The organism is Polaromonas sp. P1_H6 (assembly GCF_056405195.1).
The window spans coordinates 16,985-29,464 of the sequence record NZ_JBFUCN010000039.1 but is presented as its reverse complement, the minus strand read 5'-3'; the positions used below and the strand labels follow the sequence as shown (position 1 = coordinate 29,464).

Annotated in this window: 6 protein-coding genes; all 6 read right to left on the bottom strand. The window is 65.5% G+C overall.

The window, feature by feature from the left end:
- Positions 1 to 6,473, bottom strand: a 6,473-nt coding sequence (locus AC1D1F_RS23095) for a two-partner secretion domain-containing protein (protein WP_477700852.1), incomplete at its 3' end; no start/stop codon positions are given.
- Between the two features lie 91 nt (positions 6,474 to 6,564).
- Positions 6,565 to 7,131 carry a hypothetical protein gene (locus AC1D1F_RS23090; protein WP_477676138.1) on the bottom strand — a complete coding sequence of 189 codons (567 nt, stop codon included), beginning with the start codon at positions 7,129 to 7,131 and terminating at the stop codon, positions 6,565 to 6,567.
- Between the two features lie 36 nt (positions 7,132 to 7,167).
- Positions 7,168 to 8,865, bottom strand: coding sequence for a ShlB/FhaC/HecB family hemolysin secretion/activation protein (locus AC1D1F_RS23085; RefSeq protein WP_477696937.1), 1,698 nt, complete (start codon positions 8,863 to 8,865; stop codon positions 7,168 to 7,170).
- A 332-nt stretch (positions 8,866 to 9,197) separates the two neighbouring features.
- Positions 9,198 to 9,683 carry a nucleoside 2-deoxyribosyltransferase domain-containing protein gene (locus tag AC1D1F_RS23080; RefSeq protein ID WP_477676139.1) on the bottom strand — a complete coding sequence of 162 codons (486 nt, stop codon included), beginning with the start codon at positions 9,681 to 9,683 and terminating at the stop codon, positions 9,198 to 9,200.
- A gap of 18 nt (positions 9,684 to 9,701) precedes the next feature.
- Entirely contained in the window at positions 9,702 to 10,763 is a 1,062-nt protein-coding gene (locus AC1D1F_RS23075) for an NUDIX domain-containing protein (protein WP_477676140.1), read from the bottom strand.
- Between the two features lie 15 nt (positions 10,764 to 10,778).
- A complete protein-coding gene (locus AC1D1F_RS23070; RefSeq protein WP_477676141.1) occupies positions 10,779 to 12,479 on the bottom strand; it encodes an NAD+ synthase in 1,701 nt (566 codons plus the stop codon).
- Between the last annotated feature and the right edge of the window lies 1 nt (position 12,480).

The window sequence follows — 12,480 nt, the reverse complement described above, 5'->3', positions numbered from 1 at the left end:
ATGTCGCCTGCGGGGGCGATCACGTCGCTGCCGACCTGTTTGTAGGCCTCGCCGGCTTGCAGGGTGACGTTGCCGGCGATGCTGCCCACGGTGCTGGCCGCGGCGCTGGTGCCTTGCGCCTTCTGCTGCGTGGATCGCTCTTGCGTGCCAATGCTGATGCCGCCGCCGTCATCGAGCAGGCCGCTTTGTTTTCTTTCCTGGAAAGAGGCCGAACTGCTGCTGTTGGTGGCGGCCTCAATGCTGAGGTTGTTGCCGGCCACCAGGGTGGTGCCGGTATCGCTCACCACGCTGGAGCCTTTGACGTTGATGTCATTACCGGCCACCACGGTGACGGTGTTGCCGCTCAGGGATGAGCTGATCGCCTTGTCGGCGGAAGCGCTCTGCCGCACTTCAGTGCTGCCCGAGCTGAACGCGTCCGAGTCTTCCACAAAGGTGGCGGTCGCCAACGAGCTCTGCGTTTTACCGGCATTGATGTTGACGTTGTTGCCGGCGCTGGCGACCAGGGCGCCCTGCTGGCTGGTCACACTGGCGGCGGTGGCGTTGATGTCTTTGCCGGCGACGAGGCTCAGGTTGCCGGTGGCATTGATCTGGCTGCCGACGTCCTGGCTCTGGGAGAAGCGGGTGTAGTTGCGCTCGTCGCGGGTAGCGTCGACGCTGTCGGACTTGGTGACTGTGTTCAGGTTGATGTTGTTGCCGGCCTGCAACTGGGCGCTGCCCTGGCTCTGGATGACGCCGGCAACGATGTTGGCGTCGCGCCCAGCGCTGGCGAGCAAGGTGCCGCCGGGGTTGGTGATGTAGAGGCCGGCCACGCGGTCTATGCCGGTGAAGCTGGAGACGGTGGGGCCCACGCTGCTGAGCGTGCTGGTGGGTGCTGTGGTGGTGGTGGCAATGTTGAGGTCGCGCCCGGCCGTCACGTTGAGGCTGTTGGCGGCGTCTATCTGCCCGCCTATGTTGTTGAGGTCGGTGCGCGCGGTGACGGCCACGGCATTGCCGCTGATGCGCCCGCCCAGGTTGTTGACGTTCTCGGCCGTGAGGGCCATGACGGTGCGGCCGGCCATGGTGCCGCTGTTGCTGAGGTCGCCTGCCAGGTTGAGGTTGAGCTCGCGCCCGGCCAGCAGAGTGCCGGCGCCGTCGATGTCGCCGGCCTGCACACGCACATAGACCTGGGGTACCAGCACGCGCTGGGTGCTGCCGTCGGCCAGGGTCACGGTCTGCTCGACGAGCCAGACGATGTCGCTGGTGAGGGCCGCCATCTGCGCGGCGGTCAGGGCGATGCCGGGGCGCAGGTTCATGGTGCCGGCAAAGGTAATGCCGGCGTCCATCAAGGCCTTGTACTGGACTTCTTCGCTGCTGTAGTTGCCGAGGAAGCGCTGGCCGGTGAGTTGGGCGACCTGCTCGTTGATGAGGCGTTGCTCATAGAAGCCGTCGCCCAGGCGTTTCTGGGTGACGGTGGGGTCCAGCGTCAAGGCGGCCAGCATGTAGTCGCTGCCCAGCCAGGTCCGGTAGTTGGCGAAGCGCGGGTCGGTCTCTATCAGGAAGGCGCCGGCCGGGCCGGGGTTGGTGCGGAACAGGCTGGTATTGGGGATGCCGAGGTTGGGGGCAATGGTGCGCAAGACGGGGACATTGGCGGCCAGGCTGCCGATAGCGCCTACGCTGGAGGTGACCTGCACGATGCCGGCGCTGCGCGCGGCGGCGCTGGGTGTGCCGATGGCGCCGGGCGTGGTACTGACGCTGCCGGGTGTGAGGCTGGCCAGCACGGTGCCGGTGCCCGGCACGGCGGCGTTGGACTGCGCGACGGCGATGCCAGTGACGATGGTGTGCGGGATGTTCTGCGCATACGGGTCGACGATGAAACCGTAGATATCGCTGCAGGAGCCCAGGAAGCAGTCCTGGCCGATGATGCCAAAACGGGTGGCGCTGCCGGAGCGGCTTTGCACCGCGGTGATCTGCGTGGCCTGGTTGTTGACGGCCTGGGCGGTGGCCGTGAGCACGCCGCCCGCGATGATGCGGCTGTTGTCATTGAGCAGCGTGCCGCTGGCGTTGAGCGTCATGTTGCCGCCGCTCAGGATCTGCCCCGGCCGACCGGTGTTGACGGTGGCGCTCTGGTCTGTTTCGGTGTACTCGCGCTTGACCGAAAAGAGGAGCAGGGAACTTTGGGCCGCGGCGCGGAAATCATTGAGCTTGACTTGCAGCGCCTGCCACGGGGCAGATGCCGTTTGCCAGGCAGCGAGTTCCTGGGGTGTGGGGTCGACGAATGAGCCCTGGTCCTGGCTGCCCACCCAGGTGCGCGTGGGGCGCGGGCCGGGCGTGGTGTTGGCGGGGTTGGCCATGCCGAACAACGCCCAGACCGGGTCGGTGTTCTGGTAGTTCAGCACGTCGGGAAAGTAGGCGCCGTTGTTGTTGTCGCCCGAGGGCGGCGTGGTGGCTTCGGCCTCAAAGGCGTTGGGGCCTTCGTAATAGGTCTTGTAGATGGGCGCGGCGTAGGGACTGCCCGGCAACAGGCCGCCGATGACGGGGAAACCCGGGGCCGTCGAAGCGATGAACCTGCCCTGCTGCCCGGTGGTGGTCCAGGCGAAATCGGTGCTTGCGCGAACCGTGCCGTCGCTCGCCACCATGTCCATCTTGCTGACTGGGCCAGTGGTGTTGAGGGTGTAGCTGAACGAGGGGTTGGTGTTCTGGATGCTGCTGGCCGCCAGTGCCATGGCGCCCAGCGATTCGATGGTGGCGGAGGCGTTCTTGATCAGCGTCGCCTGGCCGGTGGCGCGGCGGCTGCCGTCCAGGCTGCCGCCTATGGCCATGTCGCCGGCGCTGAAGATCAGCGCGCCGTTGCTGTTGTTGATGGTGGTCGCGCCTATGTCCAGGCGCTGGCGCGCGGCGATGGTGGCGGCCGTGGTGACGCCGCCCACGGTTTCGGCGTCGTTGTTGATGGTGGTGGCGGCGATGCTGAGGGTGTTGCCGTAGATGCGGCCGGTGCCGAGATTGTTCAGCGTGACGGTGTTGATCTGTGTGTCGACGCCGTCGATCAGGCCGCGGTTGATCAGGGTGTTAGCGGCGGTGGCGGTGATTTTGGTGGTGGTGCCGGTCATCTCGCCGGTTGCGGTGTTGTCAATCGTCGCCGCCGTCACGTCCAGCGTGGCGCCGGCCTGCAGCTTGCCGCTGTTGGTGAGGGTGCCGGTGACGGCTACCGTGTTGTTGCCGGTAGCGCTAATGGTGCCGGTGTTGCTGAAATCGCCGGCCAGCGAGAGCGACAAATCCTGCTGCGACAGCAGGCTGCCGGTGCCGTTGAGGCTGGCGGCGCTGGCGGCCAGCGAGCGGCCGGCCACAAAGGTGCCGCCGGTGTTGGTGATGGCCAGGGTGCGCGCGGCCGGGCTGGCGGCGGTGTCTTGCACGGTGACGGTGTTGCCTGCGCTGACAAGGCCCGCCGTGTTGTTGAGGCTGCCGCCGCTGGTCAGCGTGGCGTTGGTGCTGGTGCGGATCGCGCCGCTGTCGTTGCTGATGGCGCCGGCCGTGATGGCGACGTTGTTGCCTTCGAGCCCCAGGTTGGCGCCCAGGGTATTGCTGTTGATGACGCTGCCCGCGCTGAGCGTGGCGGTGTCGGCGCTGCGCAACAGGCCGCCCGCGTTGTTGATGGCGCCAGTGCCGGTGTTGATGCCGGCATCGCCCAGGGCCTGGACCTGCCCGCCGCGGTTGTCGAAGGCGGTGCTGCTGAAGTTGAGCGAGGACTCGCTGACGATCTGGCCCGCCGCGGTATTGCCGACGGCGGCAGTATTGGCCGTGAGCGCGCCCTTGGCGCCTATAAAGCCGGCCGCGTTGTTGAGATCGCCGGTGGCGAGCGTCATCGCGCCCTGCGAGGTGATGCCGCCCGCGCCGCCGGCATAGGAAGCGGCATTGGTGTTGGTGAGCGCCTGGCCGCCGGTGTTGATGCCCAGCGCCGCGCCGGCCTGGATCAGGCCGGCATTGTTGTTGAGCGCACCAGTCTGCAGTGTGGCGCCCTGCGCGGCGGCGATGGTGCCGAAAGCGTTGTTGAGGTTTTGGCCGCCGGCGTTGATGGCGATGTTGCGGCCGGTGATGCTGCCCGCCGTGGCCTGGCCCGCGGCCTTGCTGTTGCTGAGGCCTGCGTTGGCGAGTGTGACGTCGCCGGCGGCCTCGATGCGGCCGCTGTCGTTGGTGGTGGCGCCCGTGGTGGTGACGCTTGCGTTGTTTTGCACGGAGGCGATGACGCCGCGGCTGTTGTCCAGGCTGGCGGCCGTGAAGGTGGCCGCACCGTTGGCGGCCAGCAGGCCCTGGACGTTGGTGAGGGCGCCGCCGGCAGTGGCGGTGAGGCTGCCGCCCGCGGTGACCTTGCCCCCGCTGTTGTCCAGGGTGCCGGTGTTGAGGGTGGCTGCGCCGCCGGCGGCGACCTGGCCGTTGGCGCTGTTGTCCAGCGCCGCCGTGGTGGTGATGCCCAGGCTGGAGGTGCCCGTGGCCTGGACCACTCCGCCCTGGTTGTTGAGGCTTTGTGCGCTGACGGTGGTGTTGCCGTTGCTGAGGATCTTGCCCGCGCTGTTGTCGATGGCGCCGGTGGCCGTGACGCTGGCCGCGCCCAGGTCGCTCTGGCTGAAGGTGCCGCCGCGGTTGTTGAGCGTGCCGGCCGCCACGGTGAGGCTGTTGGCCGACAGCGTGGCGTTGTTGTGGTTCAAGGTGGCGGCCGAGAGGCTGGCCGCGCCCGTGCTCACGATGGTGCCGCCGTCACCATTCAAGGTGGTGGCGCTGATGGCCAGTGTGCCGCCGCCGGCATGTTCTATCCTGCCGCCGGTGTTGTTGAGGGTGGGCGCGGAGAGGGTCAGGTTCTGACTGTTGGTGGCGATGCGGCCCGCGCTGTTGTTGAGCGTGCCGGTGGGCGATGTGAGTGCAATGGTGGTGTTGCCCGTGCCGGTCTGCACGATCTCGCCGCCGGCGTTGGAGATGTCTTTGGCCGTGAGCTTGAGCTGGCCGGCCGAGATGACGGCCGCATCGGTGCGCAGGGTTTGCGCCGCGCTGGCGCCCAGCGTGGCTTGTGCGTTGACGGTGGCACGGCTGACGTCGATGTTTCCGGTGCTGGCCGCCAGCGAGAGGTTCTGCCCGCCCAGCTTACCGTCGGCCAGGTTGAGTTGTGAGCCCGAGACCGCGACATTGCCGCCCGCCAGGGCCTGGCCGTTCAGCGCCACGGCGCCCGAAGCCGCCACAGCGAGGTCACCGCCGACGCGCAGCGTGCCGTCGGTGTTCATGCCGGCCGCGAGCACGGAGCCCGCCGCGGAGTTGATGGACGCGCCCGTGGCCTGCAGGCTGGTGTTGCCCTGCGCGGCAATGATGCCGGTGCTGCTGTTGCCGATGCCGCCCTGGCCGGCCAGTGTGGTGTTGCCGCCGGCATAGACGGTGCCGCTGTTGCTGATCGCGCCCGCGGTGGCTAGCTGTGTGTTGCCGGCCGCCTGCAGGCTGCCGGTGTTGGTGAGCCAGCCGTTGGCCTGCAGCACCAGGTCGCCGCCGGTGGCGGCAATGACACCGGCGTTGCGCACGCCCAGGCCGGTTTCCGTGCCCACCAGGTAAATCTTGCCGGCATACATGCCGCCCAGCTGGGCGACGTCGACGGCGTAGCTGGGCGCTGGGCCCGCGCCTGCGATGGGCGTGGCGCTGTGCTGCGCCGCATCAATGTCGTTGGCGCCCGTGACCACACGCAGTTCTTTCGCCCAGATGCCGGCGTTGACCTGCACAGCGCGGGCGAGGATGGCGGTGTAGTCGGCTGTGCTGGTGTCCAGCCCGGCGCCGCCCACGCTAACATTGCCGCCCTGCACCCGGAAGCCTTCGAGCGCGCCGCCGTTCAGCACCGGGCTGCCGGTGGTCAGCGTGACACGGCTGGCATTGAGGAAACCGCCGCCGTTGACGTTGATGCCGGCCGGGTTGGCGATGATGACTTCGGCGCGCTGGCCGGCCACTTCAACATAACCACGGATCTGGCTGGGGTTGGCCGACTGCACTTCATTGAGGATGACGCGGGCCGGGCCGGTGGCCAGCCAGGGGTTGGCGCCGACAAAGCCGCCCAGCTGGGTTTGCACGTTGGTGCGGCTGTTGTTGAGGATGGCGCCGTTTTGCTGGACGTCGAACTGGCTGTAGGTGTTGCGGCTGACACCCGCGGCCGACGGCGTCTGGATGTTGACCTGCGGCAGGCCGTTGGCGGTCTGCAGCACCGTGGGGCGCTGGTTGGCGGGGGCGCCGGGGGCCGCGACGATTTGGGCATGCACTGTCGAGAACGCGGCGGGCTGCAGCCACAAGACCATGCCCAGCGCGGTGAGCATGGCAAAGCGCAGCGGGTGCAGTTGCACAGACAAGCCCGGCGAGGCCACTGCGCCCGAAGTTTCACCGCCCGCGGCCTTGCCCCCCGCGCTGGCGGTTTCGGCCACCACCATACGCTGGCCGCGTGTGGCGTTGAAGATGATGCGGTGCAGGTGCTGGTTCATAGAGAAATGGGGCTAAGAAGTAGTAATTCAGGCTGATGCCGGCCGTGACGCCGGTAGCCTGGACAGCATCGGTCGTGATCAAGGTAAGAGGTCAATCGGGACATCGCGTGGCGGGCATGACGCGCAGAGGCTGCGGCAAGGCTTTTCCAGGAGAGCCTTCTACGAGTTCGCGAACGCGGATGTGGCAATAGCCTGACTCCAGAATAAGGGCCGTGTCGTAGTTCTTTCCAGATTCCGGGGTAAACGCCACCGCACCGGGATCGCATTGGAATCGGGCGCCGGGATTCCTGATCCACATCCGCACTGTCAACGGGCTGTTGCCTGGGACCAGGAATTCATCGTATGTGTCGGGCATATCTTCTGTAGACGGCATGCCCACCGTCAACTTCTTCGCAAAAGGAAGCGACAGCGTTTTTATCTCGCCAGGACTGCCACTCAGATAACAGGACTTTCCGGGGTACATAAAAATGGCGACAGGCCTGAACACCCTCACTTTTGCAGCGTTGACCGACTGCTCGGCATCCAGTTTTCCGGTTGAGTAAGACGCACAGCCCAGCATGGAGCCAAGGATCACAGAATGAAGACCGAGAGTGACACGACGGCATGTCTGCAGGCCAGGCCAGGTGTTGAAGACAATGCGGTACAGGTTTTTGATCATAATTTTTCAGTCTGAAAATAATTTAATGACAGGCGGCTAAAAACTGGCGCTCAGGCTCACGCCCAAAGTGCTGCCGGCGGTGCGGAAGAGTTCGGGTTTTTTGACGGGTGCGGCGATAAAGATGTCGTACTGCACTTTCTTGAAGCTGCCGCGCACGCCGATGACGGCGCCCGTCAGGTGCTTGCCCACCAGGAATTCACTGCTGGGGCCGCCGACTTCGCCGTGGTCCAGGCCGATGTAAACCTCCTGGCCGGTCTCGCCCAGCGCGGTGCTGAGTTCATTGCGCAGCAGCCAGCCGCGTTCGGCGCTCAGCGACGACTCGCCGTCGAAGCCGCGCACGGTATAGCGCCCGGCGATGGAAAAGCGGTCTTGCGGGGTTAGGGGCGTGCGATTCTGCTGCAGGCGCCAGGCGGCGCTGTAGCGCAGGCCGACCCCGGCCAGCTTGAAAGGCAGCTGCAGGTTGGCGTCGGCGTTGATCACGGCAAAGCGCGAGGTACCTTCCCCAAATGCCTCTTCGGGCGCGGGCAGCGAGCCGAAAGCGCCGGTGCCGCGCTTGTAGGCCAGGTTGCCTTCGAGCGTGGCCTGGCCTATGAACTCCTTGTGGCCGACACCCAGTTCCCAGCCACCGACCACGCGGCGCTGCACCTCGACTTCCGTGTCGTCGATGAAGTTGTTGGAGCGGCGCTGGAAGGCCTTGAGGCTGACGGTGCTCTTGCGGCTGGCGTCGCGATAGACCAGGCGCGAGAGCTTGAGTTCGGCGTTGCTGCTGGTGCCGCGGTAAACATAGTCCTGGTTGAGGCCGGCGACGCTTTGAAAGTAGCGGTTGTCGCTGACGGTGGCGGCCAGCGTCCAGTAACCGAAGGGCACCGAATAGTGGACCGTGCTGCCGCGCGTGCCGCGGCCGCCTGGGTCACCGCCGCCCAGGTCGGCGTTGAGCGAGACGTAGAACAGGTCGTTGAGCGTCCACCAGTTGTCATAGGACAGCGTGATGCCGCCCTGGTATTTGCCGGTGGCTTTGGAGCCGCTGTCGTCGGCAAACACCGAGAGGCGAAACGGAAAAGCCTGTTTGTAACTGATGACCAGGTCGCTCTGGCCGGGCCGGGCACCGGGAGTCTTTGCTTCCTCGATCTGGATGTCGGCCTCGGCCGTGGGCACGCGCTTGAAATTTTCCAGGCCCTGCTCGATGTCGCGCAGGTTGAGCAGGTCGCCGGGCCTCGCGGGCAGTGCCGTCCAGGCGCTGCCGCGTGTATCGCTGCCTTCGGAAAACCGGATGGCGCGTATGCGGCCGGGGACCAGCGTGAGGGTGAGGATGCCGGTGTTCAGGTCTTGCGGCTCGGCCAGGACGCGGGTGGTCACGTAGCCGCGGGCGATGACGGCGTTCTGCACGCGCTTCATCACGATGGCGATGCCCTGGGTGCCCAGGCAGCGGCCCAGCGGCGCATCGTTTGCATCGGGCCCCGCCGCCGCATCCAGCGTCCACGCGAACTGCGATGCCAGCTCGGCTGGCTCGCCCGCAAGGGTTCGCAGTTTCAGTTCGCGGATTGGCAGGCAGGGCGACTCGGCGGCGGGCAGCTTGGTGGCCTCGGGCTGAGGCGGCGGTGGAGCACGCTCATCACGTCCCTTCTCCTGCTGCTCGCGCAGCAAGCGCTCACGCTCCTCGGCACGGCGCTGTTCCTGGTCGGCAGTGCTGAGTGGCGCGGGTTGGGCCCACACATGGCCGGCCAGGACGGCCATGACCACGCCGGCGACGAGCTTGCGTGCGCCGCGGTGTGTTTTGACAAATTGTTGGGTGCGCTCCGGCACCCCCTCGAGTGATCTACCCAAGTCATCGTGTGGCTTGGCCAATCACGCTCTCCCCGATTCCGTTTTTTTTATTGCCGGGCCTTATTGCCGGACATGCAAGCAAGTGTAATTTTTAAGTAGTCCGAAAGCTGTAACTTCGTCTTTTTGCGGGCAATGGCTGTTGGTTTTTGTCTGAAAAGTTAGCCCAGGAATCTCCGATCCTTAGAGCGCTATGGATATCGGCATGGAGACCCCCAAACTGAAAGCCTGGCCGGAGCGCGGCTTCAGGCCTGCGCCGACACGCGAACCGAAGACAGATAAGCCCGGACTTCCCGCCCAAGATCGTCAAGCGTCGCAACCATCGGAATGTTGTAGTGCTCGCACACGACATCGACGTTTCCCTTTCGCCAGTAACCCGGAGGGCAGCAGACCACGGCCTTGCGTCCCCGGGCCGCAAGGCCGAGTTCCAGCAAGGTGACGGGGGCTTGCGATTGCGGTGCAAAGTAGAACGCGATCATCCCCGCCGCCTCCATCGCGGCCAGTTCCCATTCGACCTGCTCACGAAACGGTGGAAAGCTGGCTTCCGCCAACCAGCTTGAATTCCACTGCGCTCGGCGAGGGTTGAGCAAGATTCCTGGGCAATCCGCAAGAGACAAGGCCAGTTCCGCTTGCCAGTCCACGCTTTTCCCCAGGTCGATGGAGCCAGCCAGGAACACCGCTCGGTCAAGAGACAGGGCGGAAAGCGGGGTGGGTGGTTGGATGAGCTGCATCACCGTGCGCGGCACCGCTCAAATGCGATCCGTCAATGAGAAGAAAAAATCCAGCATGTGGAAATGGTCGTCGTGGAAGCGATCCTCCATGGCGGCCAGTTTCTCGATCGGCACCCACTCCACCGCCGCCGCATCATCCGCGGCCTGCACTTCAGGCAGGCTGCGCGAACCGAGGTCGAAAAAATGGGCATGCGTGATCACGCGCCCGCGCAGGCTGCGGTCCGGGTGGTCAAACACGTGGACTGCTTTGAGGGCGTTTTTCATGTCACCGTCCAGCAAACGCAGCTCGGTTTCTTCTTCGAGCTCACGCAGGGCTGACTGGTACACGGTTTCGCGCTGCTCGATGAATCCGCCCGGCACCGCATACAAGCCTTTGCCGGGGGAACGCCCGCGCTGGATCAGCAATACCCGGCCGCTGCACTTCACGACCGCATCCACCGTCACAAAAACCGGCGCATAGGGCGAGCCGGCCCACTTGGCTTTTTCCTGCCTGAGGCTCTCCCACTCCTGCGCGAGTTCATGGAAGCAAGGCAAGGCCGCCCAGGTACGAAGGAATGCAACGGTGCTGGCCGGTGCCTGGCTCACAAGGGCGGCGAGTGCCGGTTCCAGCGCGGCGCCGGCATTGCCGAAGTAGGCGTCGCGCAAAGCACTGGCGTCAATCCGGCCTTGCGATTCGACGGCATCGAGTGTCCAGCCGGGGAAATTCTTCAAGTACTCGCTGGTCGCATCCTTGAAATGCCCGACGAGCACCAAGGAGCCCCCGGCCTTATCGCCGACCAGTTCCGCCACGCCGTGCTTGACTGCGGACACCCAGCGCTCCTGGTCATAGTAGTCACGCACAGGCAGAAAACGGACCCTGTCCCGGTCCGCCTCGGGCAAGGCCAGACGGATCATTTCCGCCCGTTCCTGCCAGGTGAAGGGATTCTTGGGCGTGCGTGCCTGGTAAGCCGACCCCAGCACCACGATGCATAGCGGCGCCGCTTCGAGGGCTCGCCGCAGCAGCGCAAGCTGTCCGTTGTGAAAGATCTGGAAGCGGCCGATATAGACCGAGACCTCGTGTTGTTTGGAAGTTGATGTCATGGGAGCCTGATGAAGCTAATTAAATTTGGCGGCAATCGGCATCTGGCGGCCGGAGCCAAAAGCCCGCGCGCGCAAACGGATGATGGGGGGCGCCTGCCGGCGTTTGTATTCGTTGCGGGCGATCATGCCCTTGATGCGTTCTGTCATCGCGAGGCCCTCGGGCTGCAGGCGCAGCTGCGCGACAAAGGCGGAAGCTTTCTCGTACTCCCACCCGGCCAGGCGCCGGCCTTCGATCAAGAGCTTGAGCACTTCGTCGAGCACCGGGTAAGGCGGCAGGCTGTCCACGTCCTTCTGGTCGGGCGCCAGCTCCGCCGAGGGCGCTTTGTCGATGATGGCCTGCGGAATGATTTCCCTGCCCGCGGCGTCGTTGAGGTAGCTCGACAGGGCGAACACCTCGGTTTTGTAGAGGTCGCCGATCAGGCCCAGGCCGCCGTTGGTGTCGCCGTACAGCGTGCAGTAGCCCACCGAGATCTCGGACTTGTTGCCCGTCGTCAGCAGCAGGTGGCCGAAGCTGTTCGAGTATTCCATCAGGATGGTGCCGCGCGCACGCGCCTGCAGGTTTTCCAGCGCGATGCCTTGCAGCGCCTGGCCGAAGGCCGCCTCAAAGCCGCCAGTGAATTCGTTCACGATATCGGCGATCGGGTGGTGAAGCAACTCAACCCCCAGGTTGCGGCACAGGATTTCCGAATCATCGACCGAGCCGGCCGACGAGAAGCGCGACGGCATGGTGATGGCCGTCACATTGGAAGGGCCCAGCGCCTCAGCGGCAAGTGCCAGCGTCAAGGCTGAATCAATGCCGCCCGACGAACCGATCACCGCGCGGCTGAAGCCACAGCGGCGCGCATAGTCCTGCAGGCCGAGCACGATCTGGCGCCGGTAGAACTCCATGGTCGGCAGCCCCTCCGCCGGAACGGCTGCGGGTTCATCCCCGGCCAGCGTCAGGAATCGGCCGCTCTCGAAGCGCAGGGTCGTCACGTCTTCGGCGAAGCGTTCGGCCTCAAACACCACACCGGCCTGCGGCTCCACCGCGAAGGATGCGCCGTCGTAAACGAGCTGGTCATGCCCGCCCACCTGGTTGACGTAGAGGATGGGCAGCTGGTTGCGTTTGCTGGCGGCGCCGAAGATCTGGTGGCGCTGTTCGCGCTTGCCGATGTTGGACGGGCTGGCGTTGATGGAAATCACCAGGTCGGGCGCGGCGTCGCGCATGCGGTCGAAGGGGTTGATCGCGTAGTCCAGGCCTTCGTCGTTCCAGCCGTCCTCGCAGATCAGCACGCCCACCTTGGCGTCGCGTATGCGCAGAACTTTCGCGACGTCCTGGCCGGGTTCGAAATGCCGGCGCTCGTCGAAGATGTTGTAGGTGGGCAGCAGCTGCTTGGCATATTCGAGCAGCACCTCGCCGCCCTTGATCACGCACAGCGAGTTGCGCAGCTTCTTGCCCGGCGCTTCGCGGCGCGCGGGCAGGCCTATCACCCAATAGAGATTCGGGATCTGGCGGGAGGCCAGCAGCAGGTCTTGCAGAGCCGCATCGACGCGCTCCATAAAACCCTCTTCTTCGAGCATGTCGCCGGGGTAATAGGCGGTGAGCGACATCTCGGAGAAGACAACGATGTCGGACTGGTCGGTCCAGGCCTTGCTGGCGGCCGTGACCATTTTGGCGACGTTGCCGGAGAGGTCGCCTATGGTGTAGTTCAGTTGGGCGGCGGTGATTTTGAGCATG